We start from the raw sequence: 21,147 nt of genomic DNA, 5'->3' as shown, positions 1-21,147 counted from the left end.
GTACAGCAGGACTGCGGCAAACTATCGGCTCTTCCCTGTCATCACACCGCCATGAAAATCGTCGAAGTCCGCCACCCGTTGGTCCAGCACAAGATCGGCCTACTCCGCGATGCATCCATGAGCACCAAGGATTTCCGCGAGGTCGTCAACGAACTTGGCACCCTGTTGGCCTACGAGGCCACCGCCAATCTTGAGACCGAAAGCCACACCCAGGCAGGCTGGGCCGGCCCGGTGCAGGTCCAGCGCATTGCCGGTGCCAAGATCACCGTGGTGCCGATCCTGCGCGCCGGCCTCGGCATGCTGACCGGCGTGCTGTCGCTGATTCCAGCCGCGCGTGTCAGCGTTGTCGGCCTGCAGCGTGACGAGGAAACCCTGCAGCCAGTGCCCTACTTCGAGCGCCTGACCGGCCGCCTGGAAGAGCGCGACGCGCTGATCCTTGACCCGATGCTGGCCACCGGCGGCACCTTGATCGCCACCATCGACATGCTCAAGCGGGCAGGCGCACGCCGCATCAAGGGCATCTTCCTGGTCGCCGCACCGGAAGGCCTGAAGGCACTGGAAGCCGTGCATCCGGACGTGGAGGTCTATACCGCCGCCATCGACGAGCGCCTCAATGAAAAGGGCTACATCATGCCGGGCCTGGGCGATGCCGGTGATCGCATCTTCGGCACCCGGATCGGTTGAGCACCGCGGCCGGCCAGACGAATACCGCCAGCCTTTCCCAACGCAAACGGTGAGTACGATGAAGCGCATCATGCCCTTGGTCCTGGCCACAGCAGTTGCACTCGGCGCGCAGGGGGCGGCTGCCGCCGACAAGGTCACCACACTCCCGGTGCAGTTCGCCAAGGGCACGCACAGCTTCAGCACCAGCCACACCCTGCTTGGCTATGACAGCGTCAACTACACGCTGGATGCCAAAGCAAGCCAATCCATGCGGATCAGTCTGACCGGCAGCAGCAACATCGGCTTTAACATCTATGCCCCAGGTGATGTTCCCGGCGTTGCCATCGCACTCGGCAGTGGCAACGTCGGGCAGGCATGGAACGGCATGTTGGCCACCTCGGGAACCTACACCGTGCAGGTCTACCAGGTCCGTGCAGCCGCCCGTCGCGGTGCGCAGGCGGCCTATGCAATGACTTTCGCAATTCATTGACGGCGATCCCCGCCATGCACGACAGCATGGCGGAATTGGCTACGCCGGCAAACGCGGCCCTGCTGCACGACCGGTGCACTGGAAGCAGCTCACACAGATCAGGCTGACCCGTGCAGTTCGCTTGACCGGCTTGCTCCCCATCAGCGCCGCAGCCAGCGCTCATCCGCAGCAGCGGGTGCTGCCAGCAGGCTCCGCGCCTGCTCATCCTCGAGCAGCTGCGCACGCAGGAAAGCCGTACCAAGCTCGCGCGCCCGTTCGAACAGCGGCTCCCGCTCCCCGCCGATCAGATTGTGGTCGCCCCCGGCAAGCACCACCCCGGTCTTGTTGCCGGCAGGTGCAGTCTCGACAGGATAGAGATGATCGGCAGGGTCACTGACAAAGCCCGGCACCAGGTCCTTGTCGCCGGTGACCAGCAACAACGGCACGGCCAGCGAGGCATACGACTGCTCATTGATCAGACCCGTAATCCGCCCCGGCGACGAGAAGCCGACTACCGCCACCACCGATGGATCTCGCAGCGGCCCCAAGCCACTGAGCGCACCACCGAGCGTCGCCGATACCAGCGTCCCCAGGCTATGACCGGCGGCAGCAACCGGCACCCCCGGCCAGTGCTCCGCCGCATAACCACTGACGGCACGCATGTCGGCGAAACGTTCGGTCAACCCCTGCTGCAGTGAGAACTGCTCACGCTGCGGATACTTCATCGAGTCCACATGCAGCGGAGCCAGCACCACGAATCCGGCATCGGCCCATGACTGCAGCAGGCGCTCGTAGCGCTCCGGCCAGGCCCCGTGCCCGGAGGAAAACAACACGATGCCACGTACCTGCGCGGGCTCCCATATTGCCAGCGTGGTGGAGCGCTCGGCACTGATGCGCAATGGCAGTACCTGGGCAGGCGCCGCCAACACACTGGCAGCCGGCCCCAGCAACAGGAGCACAGCAAGCCCGGCGCGTCGCAGGAGAGAAGGAAGTTTCAAGACATTGCCCCGGATCTGGATGATGGGACCAATGTCGGTTTTGACGACTTCCGGAATCAGTGCCGGAAGTCAGTTTTTTTTCCTGCCGTTGGTCAGCTCAGGCGGCCAGCGAGCGGGCCTTCAGCTCACCCACCTCATGGGCGGTGCCAAAGCGCCCTTTCTCATCACGCACCACCTGCGCCATCGCGCATTGCGGATCGTGGGTGAAGAACAGGTGCACGTTGCGCGCCAGTTTGTCTTCCAGAAATGCCCGCTTCTCGTCGATCAGCAGTTCGGCATTGCGGTCGTAACCCATGGTGATCGGCACATGCACCCAGGAACGGCCAGGAATCAGATCGGCACAGAACACCACGCCACCACGCGACTGCCCGTTGACCCGCTCGGGGCCAACGATCTCGGCCAGCATCAAGCCTGGCGTATGGCCGTCACTGAAGCTGAAACGTACCGATTCGCCGAGTACTTTCGAATAGGCACCACTAACGATCTCAAGGCGGCCACTGGCTTCCAGCAAACCGGTCAACTCGGGAATGAAGCTGGCCCTGTCACGCGGGTGCGGATGCTTGGCGCGCTCCCAGTGCTCGGCACCAATCACGAAGGTCGCATTGGGGAACAACAGCTCCGGCTCGCGACCTTCCGACCACGGCGCCAGCAAGCCCCCTGCATGATCGAAATGCAGATGACTCAGCACCACCACATCGATGTCTTCGTGCTCGAAGCCTGCTTCACGCAGCGAATCCATCAGCACATGCCGCGGCTCCTGCACGCCATAGCGTTCGCGCAACTTGGGCTCGAAGAAGGCACCGATGCCGGTTTCGAACAACACCGTCTTGCCACCCAACGGGCTGGCCAACAATGCCCGGCATGCCAGCTCGATGCGATTGGCATCATCGGCCTCCGCCCAGCGCTCCCACAACGCCTTCGGCGCGTTGCCGAACATCGCGCCGCCATCGAGTTTTTGCGAGTTACCGCGAATCGACCAAAGTTTCATATGAAAAATTCTACCCGCTACGCGTTAAATATTCGCAAGGATCCGGTGGCGGATAATTGACGGGCAACGACACTGGCGGGGACGTCGTGCTGTGTGCGTCTGAAGAGTGCTTGCCGCCTGCGTTGATGCCGGGCCAGCGCGGGCTACTTTGTGGGAGCTGCATCAGCCGCGAAGCTGACGCCACTGAAACCTTCGGCAACTTTGCCAACCGATGATTTCCCTGCTTTGCGGCTGACGCCGCCCCAACAAAAAATCCGATGCCGCCAACTGGCATCGGATTCTGGTTGACGCAAGCGTTCAAATGGACAGCACTGCCCACCGGAACGGATCCGCTGTTTACCTCAGTCAACCTTTCCCAGCTTGCGAACCTCGGCACTACCTACCGGGTTGCGCGGATCACTGCCGCCGCTGAGGACATTGCTGCGCCGATCCCACTCCACCGTCTGCAGGTTGCCCCAGACATGGCTGGAGCCACGGCCGCCTTCGGCGGAGTCGCCCGGCAGTTCCACCTTGTGGCCCATCGCCTGCAATTGCTTGGCAACCTCCGGCGAGAACGCGCCGGTTTCCGCCGAAATCTCATCCGGCAACCACTGGTGGTGGTAGCGCGGCAAGGCGGCTACCTGCTGTGCATCCAGGCCAGCGTCGTAGCCAAGGATGCCGAGCAGGACCATGGTGATGATGCGGCTGCCACCGGGCGTACCAATCACCACGACCTTGTCGTCGTTCTCCATGAAGGTCGGCGTCATCGAGCTGAGCATGCGCTTGCCCTTGGCCGGCGCATTGGCCGCATAGCCCATCACACCGAAGGCATTGGGCGTGCCCGGCTTCAACGCGAAGTCGTCCATTTCGTTGTTCAACAGCACGCCAGTGCCGGCCGGAATCAGACCCGACCCGTACAGCAGGTTCACCGTCTGGGTGCCGCCAACGCGGTTGCCTTCGCTGTCGATGATCGAGAAGTGCGTGGTCTCGTCATCTTCCAGTGGCGTCGGGTTGCCCGACAGCAGGTCGCTGGGCGTGGCCTTTTCCGGATGGATGGTTGCACGCAGGCCCTGCGCGTAGTCGCGGCTGGTCAGCACCTTCTGCGGGATGTCGACAAAGTCCGGGTCGCCCAGGAAGAAGGTGCGGTCGCGATAGGCACGACGCATCGCTTCCACCACCAGGTGCGTGCTGTGCGCCTGATCCAACTTGCTCAGGTCCCAGGGTTCCAGGATCTGCAGCATCGAGGCCAGTGCGATGCCACCGGAAGACGGCGGCGAGGCAGTGGTGATCTTCCAGCCGTGGTAGTTGAACACGATCGGCTCGCGGGTCTTGACCGTGTAGCCGGCCAGTTCCTCAGCAGTCCAACGACCGCCGGCCTGCTTCACGCCGGCCAGCAGCTTGCGCCCGGTCTCGCCGCGGTAGAAGCCATCAAAGCCGTTGGCGGCCAGCAGCTGCAGCGTATGCGCCAGCTCCGGTTGCTTGAAGATATCGCCCTCGGCGATCGGCTTGCCGTTGCGCAGGTAGACCTCGCGGGTGCCCGGGTAACGGTCCATTACTTCACGGCGGCTGGCATAGCCACGGGCCATGCGTGCATATACCGGGAAACCGTCGGTGGCGACGCGGATTGCCGGTGCCAGCGAATCACCCAGCGGCAACTTGCCATGCTCGCGCGCCAGCTTCACCAGCGCCGCCGGCAAACCCGGAATGCCGGCCGACCATGGGCCATTGACCGAGCGGTCACGGTCCAGGTTGCCGTTCTTGTCCAGGAACTGCTCCGGCGTTGCGGACTCGGGCGAGGTCTCGCGCGCATCCAGCATCAGGTCCTTGCCAGTCTTGGCATCGTGCAGCAGGAAGAACCCGCCGCCGCCCAAACCCGAGCTGATTGGTTCAACCACGGCCAGCGTGGAAGACACGGCCACCGCAGCATCGAACGCATTGCCGCCCTTGGCAAGGATTTCCATACCGGCCTGGGTTGCCAGCGAATGGCCGCTGGCAATCGCAGCGCCATCAGGGTGTGCGGCGCGCGCCGGCGCGGTGTCGGCTGCCCACGCGGCTGGCGACAGCACCAGTGCGAACAGCAGCAGGGAACGGGCAACGAGTTTCATGCCGTTGGATTCTCCGATTGGTAAAACTCAGGGTGATCGCGCTGCAGGCCGGCCAGTTTGGCCAGCAGCTGATCTTCGGTTTCGACGATATCCGGGTCCGGGTCAATGCATTCGACCGGGCACACCACCACGCATTGCGGTTCATCGAAATGACCGACACATTCGGTACAACGGGCCGGATCGATCACATAGATCGTCTCGCCCATTGCGATGGCCTGGTTGGGACAGGCTGGCTCACAGACGTCGCAATTGACGCAGAGCTCATTGATTTTCAAAGACATTGTTGCGGTGTTCCCGTCGGAGCGGGGCTTGCAACCGGCGCCTGCCGGTTCATCGGTCCTGCTGTTCATGGACTGCCAAGGGCAGTGCCGACAGCAAGCTTACCGGATACTGGTTTTGCCGGGGTCCAAGCTGCTGCTTCCACAGCGTTCTGCGAGTGAGGATGGTGGTCCTGGCAGGCTGGTTTTGGCTGGATCTGGGCTGCGCTGGCTTGGATCACCGCCGGACTGGAACTGGTCTACCGCCGGGGGATCTGGAGCAGCGGCAAGACGCAAGAGCGATCCCCGCCAAGGCGGGGATGGCACTGGCAAAGGCGGGGCCGCTACGCGGCACCGCGCCAGCTGTAGAAACAGCTGGAACGACGGCCGCCTTCACGCGGATGTCGCACTGGCAAGTGCGGGGCCGCTACGCGACCCCGCACCAATACATCACTTGGCTTCGACGAAGACGTAGTCGGCGCCGGTCGGCTTGACGATGGTCTGCACACGGGCGTTGTCAGCGGCATCGCCGATGAACACCACGCGCACACCCTTCATCGAATCAGCCTGCACGTCCTTGAAGCTGGCTTCGATCAGGTCAGCCATCTTGGCCGACGCCGACGAACCGAAAGCCAGCATGTTGCCCGGCTGGACGCCGCGACCGACGGCACCGGTGGCGCTCTCAGCCTGACGGTCGTACTTGGCAGCGAATTCCGGATCCGACTCCGGCGGCAGGTAGTACAGGAACGGGCTGGCGGTGATGTTGCCCATGTTCTGCACGGCAACCGCCTGCAGGTACTTCTTCCAACCCGCGTCGTCATCCTTGGCCGGGGCGACCAGCGCCTGCTGCGCTTCGACTACCGGTGCTTCTTCTTTCTTGCAGGCCGTTACAGCCAGCACCATCGAGGCGGCAAGCAGCACGCGCATCGTGTTCTTCATGATCGTTCTCCCGTTGAAAAGTGGTGTTGCCAGAAAAATTTACTGCCCGCGCGCTTCGCGGGCCTTGCGCAACGCTTCAAGCACAGTGGCCGGCACGAAACCGGAGACATCCCCGCCCAACCGGGCGATTTCACGCACCAGCGAGGAGGAAATGAAGCTGTGCTGCTCGGAGGGGGTCAGAAACAAGGTCTCCACCTCCGGAATCAGATGCCGGTTCATGCTCGCCATCTGGAATTCGTATTCAAAATCGGACACCGCGCGCAGGCCGCGCAACAGCACCCCGCCGTGCACGGAGCGCACGAAATGGGCCAGCAAGGTGTCGAAACCGACCACTTCCACGTTGTCGTGGTGTTGCAGTGCTTCAACCGCCAATGCCACCCGCAGCTCCAGCGGCAGCGTCGGACCCTTTGATGGGCTCTGCGCCACGCCGACCACCACCTTCTCGAACAAGGGCGCGGCACGGTTCACCAGGTCGATGTGACCATTGGTGATCGGGTCGAAAGTGCCCGGGTATACGGCGATGCGGCGATTGGCTGAGGTCATGCGGGTTCGGTCGCGTTCATGTCGCCGCGAAGTGTAGCAGCGGCCCGGCGGTAGAGGGCATAGGCCACCTCACGGGTACTGCCTTCGCGACGCAGCTGCCATTCCGCCGGCAGCCGCAGCGCCGCGCCTACCGGCGCTTCCACGTACAGCCAGGCATCGTCAGCCAGGTGCCGGGGAAGACGCTCGATCACCTGTTCCCACAAACCGGCGGCGAAAGGCGGGTCCAGAAACACGACATCGGCCCGGGCGGGCGGCGCGCTGCCCAGCCATTGCAGGGCATCGCCGGCAATCACCTCAACCTGGGCCCCGGCCCCCAGCCTTCCGACCACGCCGCGCAGCGCCGCCACCAGCTGCTGATCGCGCTCCACCAGCTGTGCGAACGCCGCACCGCGCGATACCGCCTCCAGGCCCAGCGCGCCGCTGCCGGCAAACAGGTCCAACACGCGCGCTCCCGGCAGTTTGGGCATCAGCCAGTTGAACAGGGTTTCGCGGACCCGGTCGCTGGTCGGCCTCAGGCCCGGCAATTCAGGAACCTGCAAACGGGTATTGCGCCAACGTCCACCGACGATGCGCACCTGCCCGCTGGCAGCAGCAGGCGCTTTCCCACGAACCGGACTCATCCGCCCCGCACCGGCAAAGCCAATGGCAAAACGTGGCAAATCAAATACATCGGCGGTCTACATCCAACAGATCCAAGTGCTGCAGATGATAGACCAGCACCCGCCCCGGCTGCGCCCACCTTGAAATCGGCCCATTCACCCTTACCCAAGCTTCAGTCGCCGCGCAGCTGCGCGCCCCATAGCAACGGAGCACCCCGACCGATGAGCAACCCGAATCACAAGGAAACCCGCGGTTTCCAGACCGAGGTGAAGCAGCTGCTGCACCTGATGATCCATTCGCTGTACTCGAACAAGGAAATCTTCCTGCGCGAGCTGGTGTCCAATGCCGCTGACGCCGCCGACAAGCTGCGTTTCGAAGCGCTGACCCAGCCCGAACTTCTCGAAGGCGGCGCACCGCTGCGCATCCGCATCGAGGCCGACCCGGCCGCGCGCACCCTGACCATCGACGACAACGGCATCGGCCTGAGCCGCGATGACGCCATCACCCACCTCGGCACCATCGCCAAGTCCGGCACCGCCGAGTTCCTGAAGAACCTGTCCGGCGACCAGAAGAAAGATTCCAACCTGATCGGCCAGTTCGGCGTGGGCTTCTACTCGGCCTTCATCGTTGCCGACCAGGTCGACGTCTACAGCCGTCGCGCCGGCCTGCCGGCCAGCGAAGGCGTGCATTGGTCATCGAAGGGCGAAGGCGAGTTCGAGGTCGAGACCATCGACAAGCCCGAGCGCGGCACGCGCATCGTGCTGCACCTGAAGGAAGGCGAAGACAGCTATACCGACGGCTGGCAGCTGCGCAGCCTGATCAAGAAGTACTCCGACCACATCGGCCTGCCGATCGAGCTGCAGAAAGAGCACCACGGCGAAGAGGCCGACAAGCCGGCCACCCCGGAATGGGAGACCGTCAACCGCGCCAACGCGCTGTGGACCCGCGCCAAGTCCGAGGTCAAGGACGAGGAATACAAGGAGTTCTACAAGCACATCGCGCACGATCCGACCGATCCGCTGGCCTGGACCCACAACAAGGTCGAGGGCAAGCTCGAGTACACCTCGCTGCTGTATACGCCGGGCCGCGCACCGTACGACCTGTACCACCGCGATGCGCCCAAGGGCCTGAAGCTCTATGTGCAGCGCGTTTTCATCATGGACCAGGCCGAACAGTTCCTGCCGCTGTACCTGCGCTTCATCAAGGGCGTGGTCGATTCCAACGACCTGCCGTTGAACGTGTCGCGAGAGATCCTGCAGTCCGGCCCGGTGATCGACTCGATGAAGTCGGCGCTGACCAAGCGTTCGCTGGACATGCTGGAGAAGCTGGCCAAGGACAAGCCGGAGGAATACACCGGCTTCTGGAAGAACTTCGGCCAGGTGCTGAAGGAAGGCCCGGCCGAGGACTACGGCAACCGAGAGAAGGTCGCCGGCCTGCTGCGCTTCGCCTCCACCCACGACGGCAGCGGCGAGCAGAGTGTTGCCCTTGCCGACTACGTCGGCCGCATGATCGACGGCCAGGACAAGATCTATTACCTGACCGGCGAGAGCTTCCAGCAGGTCAAGGACAGCCCGCATCTTGAGGTGTTCCGCAAGAAGGGCATCGAAGTGCTGCTGATGACTGACCGCATCGACGAGTGGCTGATGAGCTACCTCACCGAGTTCGACGGCAAGTCCTTCGCCGACATCGCCCGCGGCGACCTGGACCTGGGCAAGCTTGAGACCGAGGAAGACAAGAAGGCTCAGGAAGAAGTCGCCAAGACCAAGGAAGGCCTGGCCGCGCGCCTGAAGACCGTGCTGGGCGAGGAAGTCGCCGAGGTGCGCGTCTCGCACCGCCTGACCGACTCGCCGGCCATCCTCGCCATCGGCGAACAGGACCTGGGCCTGCAGATGCGCCAGATCCTCGAAGCCAGCGGCCAGAAGGTACCCGACAGCAAGCCGGTGTTCGAGTTCAACCCCGCGCACCCGCTGATCGAGAAGCTGGATGCCGAGCCTGACATGGACCGCTTCAACGACCTGGCCCACGTGCTGTTCGACCAGGCCGCATTGGCCGCCGGCGACAGCCTCAAGGATCCGGCCGGTTACGTGCGCCGCTTGAACAAGCTGCTACTGGAACTGTCGGCCTGATGATCCGCCCCCTCCCTTTCGCGCAGCGAAGGGGAGGCTTGGGGAGGGGGCTTGTAGTGCCGAGCCATGCTCGGCAGAAGCTTTCCCGGTAAGCCCGAAAAGCCGCCCTCACCCCAACCCCTCTCCCGCAAGCGGGAGAGGGGCTTCTCGCGAGCGCGGGGCCTGTAGTGCCGAGCCATGCTCGGCAGGATCTTTCCCGGTAAAGCCCGAAAAGCCCCCCTCACCCCAACCCCTCTCCCGTGAACGGGAGAGGGGCTTCAATCAACAGCCCCCGCCCTACCTGCAACACCGGCCGCCTGACCGCCAGTGGTAGAATGGACAACTGATTTCAGGCCTTTTTCCTCCATGTTCAGCTTCTTTCGCCGCAAAAAGACCGACGACGCCCAACAGCCCGCAAAGCCGTCCACGCTGAGCGCCGAGGAACTGGCCGCCGCGTTCCCGCAGGCACCGTCGGCACAAGCGCCGCTGCCCGCAGAACCCGACCAGCCCGAAACCGCACAAACGTCGGTCGAAGCCCCGGTCGCTGCTCATACGCCGGCAGAGCCTGCAACAGAAGCCGCGGCAGCACCCACGCCGCTTGTCGAACAAGTTGTCGTAGTCGAAGCAACCCCTGTTGCAGCACCAGCCCAGATCGAAGCACCGGCTGCCGCCGAACCGCCCGCTCCTGCGGCCATTGAAATCGCTCCGCAGGCGATGGAGCCCGTTGCTGCCCCTGCTCCAGTCGTTGCGGCTCCCGCTCCTGTTGTTCCAGTTGCAGCACCGGCTCCGGCCGCCGCCGAAATCATCGTCCCCAGCTCCCCCGATTCAGACGCCGCGCTGATTCCCGTCGATGCCGCTCCCGCAGCACCGGCCGGCAAGCTCGGCTGGCGCGATCGCCTGCGCAACAGCAGCTTCGCGCGCAGCTTCGGTGGCCTGTTCTCGCGCAATCCAAAGCTCGACGACGATCTGCTCGATGAAATTGAAACCGCACTGATAACCGCCGACGTCGGCATGCCGGCAACCACTGCGCTGGTCGAAGACCTGCGCAAGCGCATGAAGTCGCGCGACTTCGCCGATGCCAACGCGCTGCTGGCCGCGCTGCGCGCCGACCTGATCGCAATGCTGGAGCCGGTCGCCAAGCCGCTGGTCATCGACACCAATGCCAAGCCATTCGTGATCCTCACCGTCGGCGTCAACGGCGTCGGCAAGACCACCACCATCGGCAAGCTGGCCAAGCGCTTCAAGGATCAGGGCCATAGCCTGATGCTGGCCGCTGGCGATACCTTCCGCGCCGCCGCGGTCGCCCAGCTGCAGATCTGGGGCGAGCGCAATGGCGTGGCTGTGGTCGCACAGGGTCAGAACGCCGATGCCGCTTCGGTTGCATTCGACGCACTGCAGGCCGGCAAGGCACGCGGCACCAGCGTGCTGATCGCCGACACCGCCGGTCGCCTGCACACCCAGACCGGCCTGATGAACGAGCTGAGCAAGATCCGCCGCGTGCTGGGCAAGATTGACGACACCGCACCGCACGAAGTGCTGATGGTGATCGACGGCACCACCGGTCAGAACGCGCTGTCGCAGCTGCGCCAGTTCCATGCCGCTGCCGGTGTCACCGGCCTGGTCGTGACCAAGCTGGACGGTACCGCCAAGGGCGGCGTGGTATTCGCGCTGGCGCGCGAGTTTGGCATTCCGATCCGTTTCGCCGGCATCGGCGAGCGCCCGGAAGACCTGCGCGTATTCGATGCAGAAGCCTTCGTCGACGCGCTGCTGCCGCAGGCCTTGGGCAGCAACTGATCTGCTAGCCCCTCTCCCGTTTACGGGAGAGGGGTTGGGGTGAGGGGAAGCTTCCAGCCAAGTAAAGTCAAAAGCGCCCCTCATCCGCCCCTTCGGGGCACCTTCTCCCGCAAGCGGGAGAAGGGAAACGCGCAATCGCCAGCCTTCGCGAGCCAATGCCCAACTTCCCCAGCCAACTCCTCACCTGGTTTGACCAGCACGGCCGCCACGATCTGCCCTGGCAGCATCCGCGTTCGCCGTACCGGGTTTGGCTATCGGAAATCATGCTGCAGCAGACCCAGGTCGCCACCGCAACGCCCTATTTCCAACGCTTCGTGCAGTCGTTCCCAACGCTGCGCGATCTGGCAGCAACCGACAACGACACCTTGATGGCGCACTGGGCCGGCCTGGGCTATTACGCACGTGCCCGCAACCTGCATGCAGCAGCCAGGCAATGCGTCGAGCTGCATGACAGTGAACTGCCGCGTGATTTCGATGCCCTGCTCGCCCTGCCCGGCATCGGCCGCAGTACCGCCGGTGCCATCCTCAGCCAGGCCTGGAACGACCCGTTCGCGATCCTCGATGGTAACGTCAAGCGCGTCTTGACCCGCTACCACGGCATCACCGGTTTCCCCGGCCTGCCTGCCATCGAGAAACAACTGTGGACACAGACTGAGGCACACGTCGCGCAGGTGCCGGCCGGGCGCATGGCCGACTACACCCAGGCGCAGATGGATTTCGGCGCGACCCTGTGCACACGCACCAAGCCGGCCTGCATCCTGTGTCCGCTGCAGAACAGTTGTACCGCATATGCACGCGGCCTGGTCGAATCAATCCCCACGCCAAAGCCCAGCAAAGTGCTGCCGGAGCGCGAAGCCAGCGCCCTGCTGCTGGAAGACAGCGACGGCCGCATCCTGCTGCTCAAGCGCCCGCCAACCGGCATCTGGGCCTCGTTGTGGACCTTGCCGCAGGCCGACACTGACAGCGCGCTGCGCGAGTGGTTTGCTGCCAGCGTCGAGGGCAATTACGACAATGCCAACGAACTGCAGCTGATCGTGCATACCTTCAGCCATTACCGCCTGCATCTGCAGCCACTGCACCTGCGCAAGGTCGCACTCAAATCCAAGGTCGGTGACAATGCTGATCTACGTTGGGTAGCGCGTGACGAGCTCGTCGCAATCGGCCTGCCCGCGCCCATCCGCAAACTGCTGGAACGTCATCCGGCGCACTGATTCGACAGGACTACACCATGCCCCGCTCCGTCTTCTGCCAATACGAACAACGCGAAACCGAGGGACTGGATTTCGTGCCTTATCCCGGCGAACTGGGGCAGCGCATCTTCGCCAACATCGGCAAGCAGGCGTGGGCGGCATGGCTGGCGCACCAGACCATGCTGATCAACGAGAACCGGCTGTCACCGCGCGACCCCAAGCACCGCGCCTTCCTCGAGGAAGAGCTGGTGAAGTACCTGTTCTCCGGCGGCGCGGAAAAGCCGGCGGGCTACGTTGCGCCGGAACCGGGTTGATGTAGGAGCGGCGTAAGCCGCGAAGCAGGCATTAATGAAGGCGAAAGAAAAGCCCGCGCTCGATTTGATTGCGGGCTTCGCGGCTTACGCCGCTCCTACAAAATGCCTTCCCGGTAAAGCTCCTGCCGAGCATGGCTCGGCACTACAGATGGCATCTCACTCCGTCTCGGTGCCCTGATCTGCAGCGCGCTCGGAAACCTTGGCCTCACGCAGCTCTTTCTCGGATGCGCGCAGGCTCTTCACGTCCAGTGGCTGGATGCTGTCGATCCGGCACGGCACGCGTGCCATCGGGCCGCCGCCATGCACGATCACGCGGTCAAAACGCGCCGACACCTGCCCCATCATGTTGGTGATGCTGATCGCCGGGGCGAATGACAGATCCATGCACGGCCCACTGAGATTCAGCAGCCAGGCTTCGTTGGGCTTGGTCCATACCGCCAATGCACTGTCGCCCAGCTCGGTCCAGCCATTGAGCGAACCGAAGTATCTGAAGTTCTTCACCGGCTCACCAGCGTGGGCGCGGTAGAGATCCAGCCGCTCGGCACTGGTCAGCTTTCCCGTCGTTGCACAGCCACCAAGAACGGCGGCCAACAGCATCGCAACAAGCATTTTCTTCATGACAGCAATCCTCATTGAAGGAAACAACCCGACCCCATGAAGCAGCTAGTACTTACCCAAGCATGCTAGCCCCATGGCAGCCATGGGACCAACACCTCCCTTTCGTGACTCAAACCCCGCTACTGGCCAACTCGTGCAGCCGGCCCTGGCGCAGCTCCAGCACTCGATCCAGCTTGCGCGCCAGACTGCGGTCATGGGTGACCAGAACCAAACTGGTGCGCTGCTCGCGATTCAACTCCAGCATCAGATCGAACACGGTGCTGGCGGTCTTGTCGTCCAGGTTGCCAGTGGGCTCATCACCCAACACGCAGCTCGGCTGGTTCACCAGAGCGCGGGCAACCGCGGTGCGCTGGCGTTCGCCGCCGGACAGCTCGCCTGGCTTGTGATCCAGCCGATGGCCCAGCCCCACCGACTCCAGCAAGCCCTTGGCGCGGGCGCTGGCAGCGGCCGGGTCGCTGCCGCCCAGCATCACCGGGATCATTACATTCTCCAGCGCGGTGAACTCCGGCAGCAGGTGGTGGAACTGGTAGACAAAGCCCAGCGAGCTGTTGCGCAGCTTGCCGCGCGCGGCGTCGGACAGGGCCGACATGCGCTGCCCAGCCACATAGACTTCACCTGCCGTCGGCACATCCAGCCCGCCCAGCAGGTGCAGCAAGGTGCTCTTGCCTGCGCCGGAGGCACCGACGATGGCCACGGTCTCGCCGGCGGCAACGTTCAAATCCAGGCCGTCGAATACCGGTGTGTGCATCTTGCCTTCGGCATAGGTCTTGCCCAGACCCTCGGCGCGGATTACCGATTCCATCAATGCGTTCTCATTCATAGCGCAGCGCCTCGGCCGGCTGGGTGCGGGCTGCGCGCCACGCCGGGTAGATGGTTGCGGCAAAGCTCATCAGCAACGCCACCACGGTGATCACGACGATATCGCCGGTCTGCATGTCGGTCGGCAGGCCGGTGATGTAGTACACATCCTCCGGCAGCAGCTTGATGTTGAACACGGTCTCGATCAGGCCGAGGATGCGTTCCAGGTTGAGGGTCAAGGTGATGCCGCTGATCACGCCGACAATGGTGCCGAACACGCCGATCAGCGTGCCCTGCACCATGAACACCTGCATGACGCCACCGGGCGTGAGGCCAAGCGTGCGCAGGATGGCGATATCGGCCTGCTTGTCGGTAACGAGCATCACCTGCGAGGACACGAGGTTGAATGCACCCATCGCCACGATCAGCGACAACAGGATGCCCATCACCGTCTTTTCCATGCGCAACGAGTGGTAGAGATTGGCGTTCTCCTGGGTCCAATCGCTCACCCGGTAATAGCCGTTGAGGTTGACTGCCAGATCGCGGGCCACGGTATAGGCCTGGTCCATGTCGTGCATTTTCAAGCGCACGCCGGTGACGCCGTCCATGCGCAGCACGCGCTCCATGTCCTGCATGTTGGTGAAGGCGACGCCGCGGTCGACTTCATTGGAGCCGGCCTCGAAGATGCCGCTCACCTTGAAGCGCTTGACCCGCGGCATGGCGCCCATCGGCGTGCCCTGCACTTCGGCCAGCGTGGCCACGACGCTGTCGCCGACATCCACACCCAACCAGATCGCCAGCTCCTTGCCGACCACCATGTTGAATTCGCCGGGCTGCAGGCTGTCCAGCTTGCCCTTGGTCATCTTCTCGGCCAGCACCGAGACCTTGGATTCCTGCGCCGGGTCAACGCCCTGGATGATCGCGCCCTGCACCCGCAGGCCGCTCAACATGCCCTGGATCTCGATGTACGGCGCGGCACCAGCCACGCGCGGATCCTTGGTCGCCACGTCGATGGCGTGCTGCCAATTGGCCATCGGCTCGCCATCGGCACTGACCGTGGCGTGGGCCGACATCTGCAGCAGGCGGTCGCGGATTTCCTTCTGGAAGCCGCTCATCACCGCCAGGGTGGTAATCAGCACCATCACCCCGAGCGCAATGCCGAGGATGGAAGCCATGGAAATGAAGGAGATGAAGCCATTGCGGCGCTTGGCGCGCAGATAGCGCAATCCAATTGCGACAGGTAAGGGTTTGAACATGCGGGTCTGCCCGTGAACTGACAGCTATGGTGCCATTCCCGGCGGCTGGCGGGAAACGCCATGCGCCTTCACGGCCAGTCGCAGTTCACGTCGCTGCGCCCTGGGCAGCGTATCGGGCCAGAACAGCAGCTGTTGGCTGCGTTTGCCCTGCCGCCAGCGTAGTACCAGCAGCGGGCCGCGTTCGAGCAGTTCGACATGCTGCACAGATGTAGCGTCGACGCAGGGCGAACTTGGCGGCGACGGTATGAGAATGTTCCGGCATGGCTTGCGCGCCTCTGCGCGCACCTGCAGCAGCCCCCAGCCAAGCACGCACACCGCCAACGGCCAGGCATGGCCCGGCTCCAATTTACAGTTCAGTATCGAAATGGCAGCCAGTACCGCCAGGCCCAGGATCGCGCAGCTCAGCCAGCGCGATGGGCGCCACTCACACCGGAAGGGCGCGGATATAGGCGATGAGCTGCGCCTGCGACGCATCCGGACAGACCTCGTAGCCCATGGACCAGCGCCACAACTTATCGTCTTCGGTGTCCAGCAACTGCAGGAAAACCTCGCGCTCGGCCGCAGGTGCTTCCAGCCAACGGCGGTCCAGATAACGGCCAAACAGCTGATCCAGCTCGCGCATGCCACGCCGGCAGCGCCAGCGCAGCTTCTTCAACAGGATTTCGTCTTCGGTCTGCATGGCTTCAAGCTTGAGCCCCTCTTCCGTTTACGGGAGAGGGGTTGGGGTGAGGGCTGCTCCTGGAGGAGTTCATCCAGACCGCGGCTCAGAGTTCAGCAAGGGCAACGTCAAAGGCTCCCCTCATCCGCCCCTTCGGGGCACCTTCTCCCGCAGGCGGGAGAAGAAACACCAACCGCCTCGGGAACCCGACCATCTTGCGCCGCCCCCGTCCTCCCGCAGGCGGGAGAAGGGAGAACAACCGCACATCAAGCGCGAGCACCCCAGCTTGCACCGGGGCAAGCCCGCATCAAGCGCGGCGCGCCATCATCAGCTTCTTGATCTCGGCAATTGCCAGTGCCGGGTTCAAGCCCTTCGGGCAGGTGCGTGCGCAGTTCATGATGGTGTGGCAACGGTACAGCTTGAACGGATCTTCCAGATCGTCCAGGCGTGCGCCGGTGTCTTCATCGCGCGAGTCGATGATCCAGCGGTAAGCCTGCAGCAGGATCGCCGGGCCAAGGTAACGCTCGCCGTTCCACCAGTAGCTCGGGCAGCTGGTCGAGCAGCAGGCGCACAGGATGCACTCGTACAGGCCGTCCAGCTTCTTGCGGTCGTCCGGCGACTGCAGGCGTTCGCGGTCTGCCGGAGCCGGGGTCTGGGTGCGGATCCACGGCTTGATCGAGGCGTACTGCGCGTAGAAGTGGGTCAGGTCCGGAACCAGATCCTTGACCACGTCCATGTGCGGCAGCGGGTAGATCGGCACTTCGGCCTTGCCGCAATCGGCAATGGCGCGGGTGCAGGCCAGCGTGTTGGTGCCGTCGATGTTCATCGCGCACGAACCGCAGATACCCTCGCGGCAGGAGCGACGGAAGGTCAGGGTCGGATCAATCTCGTTCTTGATCTTGATCAGCGCGTCCAGAACCATCGGGCCGCACGCATCGAGGTCGATCTCGTAGGTGTCGGTACGCGGATTCTGGTCGCCATCGGGGCTCCAGCGGTAGATCTTGAAGGTACGCGTGTTCTTCGCGCCGCCCTTGGCGGGGAAGTGCTTGCCCTTGGTCAACCGGGAGTTCTTCGGGAGTGCAAATTCAGCCATGTTCGTAAGTTCCCCGGATCAGTAGACGCGCGGCTTCGGCGGCACCACGGACACGTCATCACTGAGCGTGTACATGTGCACCGGGCGGTAATCGAAGCTGCACTTGCCCTTGTCGTCGACGGTGACCAGCGTGTGCTTCTGCCAGTTGACGTCGTCGCGGTCCGGGAAGTCCTCGTGCGCGTGGGCGCCACGGCTTTCCTTGCGCTGCTCGGCCGAGTTGATGGTCGCCACTGCATTGAGCAGCAGGTTGTTCAGCTCGTAGGTCTCGATCAGGTCCGAGTTCCAGACCAGCGAACGGTCGGAAACCTTGACGTCCTGGAACGAATCAAACACCTGCGCCATCTTCTGGCAGCCTTCTTCCAGCGTCTTGCTGGTGCGGAACACCGCTGCATCGTTCTGCATGGTGCGCTGCATGTTGTCGCGGATGACCGAGGTCGGCGTATCGCCATTGGCGTGACGCAGCTTGTCGAGCAAGCCCAGGGCCTTGTCGCAGGCGTCCGACGGCAGGGTCTTGTGCGCAGCACCCGGCTTGATCGTCTCGGCGCAGCGGTTGGCCACGGCGCGACCGAACACCACCAGGTCGAGCAGCGAGTTGGAGCCCAGACGGTTGGCACCGTGCACGGACACGCAGGCCGCTTCGCCGATGGCGTACAGGCCAGGCACCACTGCATCGGGGTTGTCGCCAACCTTGCGCACCACTTCACCGTGGTAGTTGGTCGGGATGCCGCCCATGTTGTAGTGCACGGTCGGAATGACCGGGATCGGCTGCTTGTGCACGTCCACGCCCGCGAAGATGCGCGCGCTTTCGGCAATACCCGGCAGCTTGTCGTCGATCACGCCCGGGCCGAGGTGGGTCAGGTCGAGCAGGATGTGATCCTTGTGCTCGCCGACACCGCGGCCTTCACGGATTTCGATGGTCATCGAACGCGACACCACGTCACGCGATGCCAGATCCTTGTAATGCGGTGCATAGCGCTCCATGAAGCGCTCGCCACTGCTGTTGCGCAGGATGCCACCCTCGCCTCGCACACCTTCGGTGATCAGGCAGCCGGCGCCATAGATGCCGGTCGGGTGGAACTGCACGAACTCCATGTCCTGCAGCGGCAGGCCCGCACGGGCCACCAGGCCACCGCCGTCACCGGTACAGGTGTGCGCCGAGGTGGCGCTGAAGTAGGCGCGGCCATAACCGCCGGTTGCCAGCACCACGCCCTGCGAACGGAACAGGTGCAAGGTGCCTTCGGCCATGTCCAAGGCGAGCACACCGCGGCAGACGCCTTCGTCGTCGAAGATCAGGTCGAGTGCGAAGTACTCGATCATGAACTGCGCATCATGCGCCAGCGACTGCTGGTACAGGGTGTGCAGGATGGCGTGGCCGGTACGGTCGGCGGCGGCGCAGGTACGCTGCGCGGACGGGCCTTCACCGTACTTGGTGGTCATGCCACCAAACGGGCGCTGGTAGATCTTGCCTTCTTCGGTGCGCGAGAACGGAACGCCGTAGTGCTCCAGCTCGATGATGGCCGGGATGGCCTCACGGCACATGTACTCGATGGCGTCCTGGTCGCCCAGCCAATCCGAGCCCTTGATGGTGTCGAAGAAGTGGTAACGCCAGTCATCCTCGCCCATGTTGGCAAGCGCGGCGGAGATACCGCCCTGTGCTGCCACGGTGTGCGAACGGGTCGGGAAGACCTTGGTGATGCAGACAGTCTGCAGGCCCTTCTGGGCCAGGCCAAACGTTGCACGCAGGCCAGCGCCACCGGCGCCGACGACGACCATGTCGACCTTGTGTTCAGTGATGTTGTAAGCGGACATGTATCAGTTCCCAAACGCGATGCGGGCAACCGCAAAGATGCTGACGATGGCGCCGAGCACGGCGACGAACTTGACCGTGGTCTGCAGGGCCAGGGCCATCAGCGAATTGTGGATGTAGTCCTCGAGGACCACCTGCAGGCCAAGCTGGGCGTGCCAGAACATGGCGACCAGGAAACCACCCAGCAGGATCGCGTTCCACGGCTTGGCAATGGTTTCCACGGCGGTGACGTAATCGGCGCCCATCAGGCTCAGCACCAGGCACAGGAACCAGATGGTCAGTGCGACCAGGGCGGTTGCGGTCAGGCGCTGGTGGACGAAGTGCTCGGTACCGGACTTGGCGCTGCCAAGGCCACGCGCATTCTTCAGCGGGGTGCGGTACTTGCTCATGCGGCGGCTCCCATGCAGACGTAAGCCCAGATCAGCGCGGTCAGCACCAGCGAGGCAATCACCGACACCCAGCTGCTGCGGATGAAGGTAGCCTTGGCGTAGCCGATGGCGAAGTCCTGCACGATATGGCGGATGCCATTGCACAGGTGATAGGCGAAGCACCAGGTCCAACCGAACAGGATCACCTTGCCGTACCAGGCGCTGGCGTGGGTGGTGAAGCAGTTCCAGGACTCAGGCCCCATCATCAGGGCGAACAAGCCGCCCGCGATGATCAGGGAACCGACAGTCAGAATGATGCCGGTTACTCGATGCAGGATCGAGGTGGCCATCTGGATCTGCCAGCGATACACCTGCAGGTGCGGAGAAAGGGGGCGGGGTCTGTTCGCCATTCGCTGACTCATATCTCGGCTGGGCGGCTCAATGCCGCGTTGGCTCAACGCTGCTCAGAAATCTATGCAGCGCCCGTTTTTCTCCCAATCGCCATACCGCACCGGATCGAGTCCGCCGCGGCCGCCTATTTCCTGAGGCACCGGCGCGACCTCGGGAAGCGGCTGCTTCTCGGGGCCCAACGGGGCTTCAGCTTCGGGCTCGGGAGTGGGGGTTGTTTGGCCTATCATTGGTGGTCTCGCAACGCACAAATTTTAGTCCTCAGTCACGTGTCTGACAACCTCGCCCCTGCTTTCACCGGTTTCCGCACACTTTCCAAGGCTCAGATCGTGAGTCTTGCGGGAGCCGATGCGGTCGCTTTCGCCCAAGCCCAGTTCGCCAATGACGTGCCCTCGCTGGCCGACGGTCATTGGCAATGGAGCGCCTGGCTGACCGCCAAAGGCCGCGTGCTGTCTATCTTTCAGCTGGTACGGGTAGACGCACAGACCCTGCTGCTTGTCTGCCACGACGGCGGCGCCGAGGCCATGGCCGAACAACTGCGGCGCTTCGTGTTCCGCCGCAAGGTCGTCATCAGCCATGCCAGCACGCTGGCAGTGAATGCCGCATTGGAAGCGCCCGTTTCGGCCCATGGTGCGCAATTGGCGCAGCTGTCCGATGCCGTCATCGAGCTGGATGTGGGCAGCGCAGCGGTTCCACGCACGCTGCAGATCAGCAACATAGCCGCTGCCAACGACAGCACCGCTGAATTGGCCTGGCGTCAATCCGACCTTCGTTTTGGCCTGCCCCGGCTTGAAGATGCACAGCGTGAGCAATGGACGCCGCAGCAACTGGGACTGGATCGCTTGAACGCCTACAGCGTCAAGAAGGGCTGCTATCCCGGCCAGGAGATCGTTGCCCGCACCCATTTCCTGGGCAAGGCCAAGCGCTCTCTGGCGTTATTGGAATGCGCATCATTCGCAAACTCTGGCGACGCGATCCAGCACGGCGACAGCAACATCGGCAGCGTCGCCTGTGTGGCCGGCGCATTGGCGCTTGCAGTGCTGCCACTGGAGTTGCCGGAAGGCCCGCTTCTAGTCAATGGCGAAACCGCCAACATCCAGCCGCTACTGGAAGGCCTGGCCCGCTGAGACCTGTAGTGCCGAGCCATGCTCTGCAGGGGCTGTACCGGTAAAGCTCCAGCCGAGCATGGCTCGGCAC

Annotated in this window: 24 protein-coding genes; 7 read left to right on the top strand and 17 right to left on the bottom strand. The window is 63.6% G+C overall.

Annotated features, from left to right (window positions below; translation table 11 throughout):
- Positions 1 to 51: 51 nt before the first annotated feature.
- Positions 52 to 684: a uracil phosphoribosyltransferase gene (upp, locus tag QMX78_RS09590; RefSeq protein WP_282268828.1), complete on the top strand. Its 633-nt coding sequence runs from the start codon at positions 52 to 54 to the stop codon at positions 682 to 684.
- A 58-nt stretch (positions 685 to 742) separates the two neighbouring features.
- On the top strand, positions 743 to 1,153 hold the full coding sequence (locus QMX78_RS09585; protein ID WP_282268826.1) for a g-type lysozyme inhibitor: 411 nt from the start codon (positions 743 to 745) through the stop codon (positions 1,151 to 1,153).
- Between the two features lie 140 nt (positions 1,154 to 1,293).
- Here QMX78_RS09585 and QMX78_RS09580 read toward each other — a convergent pair whose 3' ends face one another.
- From QMX78_RS09580 to rsmD, 7 genes are all read right to left on the bottom strand, one after another.
- Positions 1,294 to 2,130 (bottom strand): hypothetical protein, encoded by an 837-nt coding sequence (locus tag QMX78_RS09580; RefSeq protein WP_282268824.1) that lies wholly within the window; start codon positions 2,128 to 2,130, stop codon positions 1,294 to 1,296.
- 97 nt (positions 2,131 to 2,227) lie between these two features.
- Entirely contained in the window at positions 2,228 to 3,118 is an 891-nt protein-coding gene (locus tag QMX78_RS09575; RefSeq protein ID WP_282268823.1) for an MBL fold metallo-hydrolase, read from the bottom strand.
- A gap of 341 nt (positions 3,119 to 3,459) precedes the next feature.
- A complete protein-coding gene (gene ggt, locus QMX78_RS09570; RefSeq protein ID WP_282268822.1) occupies positions 3,460 to 5,202 on the bottom strand; it encodes a gamma-glutamyltransferase in 1,743 nt (580 codons plus the stop codon).
- Positions 5,199 to 5,483, bottom strand: coding sequence for a YfhL family 4Fe-4S dicluster ferredoxin (locus tag QMX78_RS09565; protein ID WP_282268820.1), 285 nt, complete (start codon positions 5,481 to 5,483; stop codon positions 5,199 to 5,201). Before QMX78_RS09565 ends, ggt begins: the two co-directional genes overlap by 4 nt.
- 426 nt (positions 5,484 to 5,909) lie before the next feature.
- Complete coding sequence (locus tag QMX78_RS09560) at positions 5,910 to 6,398, bottom strand: hypothetical protein (protein WP_282268818.1); 489 nt, start codon at positions 6,396 to 6,398, stop codon at positions 5,910 to 5,912.
- 39 nt (positions 6,399 to 6,437) lie between these two features.
- Positions 6,438 to 6,941: a pantetheine-phosphate adenylyltransferase gene (coaD, locus tag QMX78_RS09555; protein WP_282268816.1), complete on the bottom strand. Its 504-nt coding sequence runs from the start codon at positions 6,939 to 6,941 to the stop codon at positions 6,438 to 6,440.
- Positions 6,938 to 7,561 carry a 16S rRNA (guanine(966)-N(2))-methyltransferase RsmD gene (gene rsmD / locus QMX78_RS09550; RefSeq protein ID WP_282268814.1) on the bottom strand — a complete coding sequence of 208 codons (624 nt, stop codon included), beginning with the start codon at positions 7,559 to 7,561 and terminating at the stop codon, positions 6,938 to 6,940. Before rsmD ends, coaD begins: the two co-directional genes overlap by 4 nt.
- Positions 7,562 to 7,762: 201 nt before the next feature.
- Here rsmD and htpG point away from each other — a divergent pair, with 201 nt between their 5' ends.
- The 4 genes from htpG (at position 7,763) to QMX78_RS09530 (ending at position 12,944) form a co-directional block, all read left to right on the top strand.
- On the top strand, positions 7,763 to 9,667 hold the full coding sequence (gene htpG, locus QMX78_RS09545; protein WP_282268811.1) for a molecular chaperone HtpG: 1,905 nt from the start codon (positions 7,763 to 7,765) through the stop codon (positions 9,665 to 9,667).
- 345 nt (positions 9,668 to 10,012) lie between these two features.
- Positions 10,013 to 11,440, top strand: a complete 1,428-nt coding sequence (gene ftsY / locus QMX78_RS09540) for a signal recognition particle-docking protein FtsY (protein WP_282268809.1) — start codon at positions 10,013 to 10,015, stop codon at positions 11,438 to 11,440.
- Positions 11,441 to 11,595: 155 nt separating this feature from the next.
- Entirely contained in the window at positions 11,596 to 12,651 is a 1,056-nt protein-coding gene (mutY, locus tag QMX78_RS09535; protein WP_282268807.1) for an A/G-specific adenine glycosylase, read from the top strand.
- A 17-nt stretch (positions 12,652 to 12,668) separates the two neighbouring features.
- Positions 12,669 to 12,944, top strand: a complete 276-nt coding sequence (locus QMX78_RS09530) for an oxidative damage protection protein (RefSeq protein WP_282268805.1) — start codon at positions 12,669 to 12,671, stop codon at positions 12,942 to 12,944.
- A gap of 156 nt (positions 12,945 to 13,100) precedes the next feature.
- Here QMX78_RS09530 and QMX78_RS09525 read toward each other — a convergent pair whose 3' ends face one another.
- The 10 genes from QMX78_RS09525 to QMX78_RS09480 all read right to left on the bottom strand — a co-directional run bounded on the left by QMX78_RS09525 (position 13,101) and on the right by QMX78_RS09480 (position 20,180).
- On the bottom strand, positions 13,101 to 13,562 hold the full coding sequence (locus tag QMX78_RS09525) for a DUF6491 family protein (RefSeq protein WP_282268802.1): 462 nt from the start codon (positions 13,560 to 13,562) through the stop codon (positions 13,101 to 13,103).
- Between the two features lie 109 nt (positions 13,563 to 13,671).
- Complete coding sequence (lolD, locus tag QMX78_RS09520; protein ID WP_282268800.1) at positions 13,672 to 14,382, bottom strand: lipoprotein-releasing ABC transporter ATP-binding protein LolD; 711 nt, start codon at positions 14,380 to 14,382, stop codon at positions 13,672 to 13,674.
- Positions 14,375 to 15,616: a lipoprotein-releasing ABC transporter permease subunit gene (locus QMX78_RS09515; RefSeq protein ID WP_282268798.1), complete on the bottom strand. Its 1,242-nt coding sequence runs from the start codon at positions 15,614 to 15,616 to the stop codon at positions 14,375 to 14,377. The genes lolD and QMX78_RS09515 overlap by 8 nt, the downstream gene beginning before the upstream one ends.
- A gap of 24 nt (positions 15,617 to 15,640) precedes the next feature.
- Positions 15,641 to 15,820, bottom strand: a complete 180-nt coding sequence (locus QMX78_RS09510) for a hypothetical protein (protein WP_282268795.1) — start codon at positions 15,818 to 15,820, stop codon at positions 15,641 to 15,643.
- Between the two features lie 220 nt (positions 15,821 to 16,040).
- Positions 16,041 to 16,295: a succinate dehydrogenase assembly factor 2 gene (locus QMX78_RS09505; protein ID WP_282268793.1), complete on the bottom strand. Its 255-nt coding sequence runs from the start codon at positions 16,293 to 16,295 to the stop codon at positions 16,041 to 16,043.
- A gap of 286 nt (positions 16,296 to 16,581) precedes the next feature.
- Positions 16,582 to 17,367 carry a succinate dehydrogenase iron-sulfur subunit gene (locus tag QMX78_RS09500; protein WP_282268791.1) on the bottom strand — a complete coding sequence of 262 codons (786 nt, stop codon included), beginning with the start codon at positions 17,365 to 17,367 and terminating at the stop codon, positions 16,582 to 16,584.
- 18 nt (positions 17,368 to 17,385) lie between these two features.
- Positions 17,386 to 19,176, bottom strand: coding sequence for a succinate dehydrogenase flavoprotein subunit (sdhA, locus tag QMX78_RS09495; RefSeq protein WP_282268789.1), 1,791 nt, complete (start codon positions 19,174 to 19,176; stop codon positions 17,386 to 17,388).
- A gap of 3 nt (positions 19,177 to 19,179) precedes the next feature.
- Entirely contained in the window at positions 19,180 to 19,563 is a 384-nt protein-coding gene (gene sdhD, locus QMX78_RS09490) for a succinate dehydrogenase, hydrophobic membrane anchor protein (RefSeq protein WP_282268787.1), read from the bottom strand.
- Positions 19,560 to 19,952 carry a succinate dehydrogenase, cytochrome b556 subunit gene (gene sdhC / locus QMX78_RS09485; protein WP_282268784.1) on the bottom strand — a complete coding sequence of 131 codons (393 nt, stop codon included), beginning with the start codon at positions 19,950 to 19,952 and terminating at the stop codon, positions 19,560 to 19,562. Before sdhC ends, sdhD begins: the two co-directional genes overlap by 4 nt.
- A 54-nt stretch (positions 19,953 to 20,006) precedes the next feature.
- Positions 20,007 to 20,180: a DUF1674 domain-containing protein gene (locus QMX78_RS09480; protein ID WP_282268782.1), complete on the bottom strand. Its 174-nt coding sequence runs from the start codon at positions 20,178 to 20,180 to the stop codon at positions 20,007 to 20,009.
- Between the two features lie 39 nt (positions 20,181 to 20,219).
- Here QMX78_RS09480 and QMX78_RS09475 point away from each other — a divergent pair, with 39 nt between their 5' ends.
- A complete protein-coding gene (locus QMX78_RS09475; RefSeq protein WP_282268781.1) occupies positions 20,220 to 21,077 on the top strand; it encodes a folate-binding protein in 858 nt (285 codons plus the stop codon).
- The last annotated feature ends 70 nt before the right edge of the window (positions 21,078 to 21,147 follow it).

This window comes from Stenotrophomonas sp. PS02298, assembly GCF_029959445.1.
In the GTDB taxonomy this organism is placed as follows: domain Bacteria; phylum Pseudomonadota; class Gammaproteobacteria; order Xanthomonadales; family Xanthomonadaceae; genus Stenotrophomonas.
This window is presented reverse-complemented; position numbering and strand designations above follow the sequence as displayed.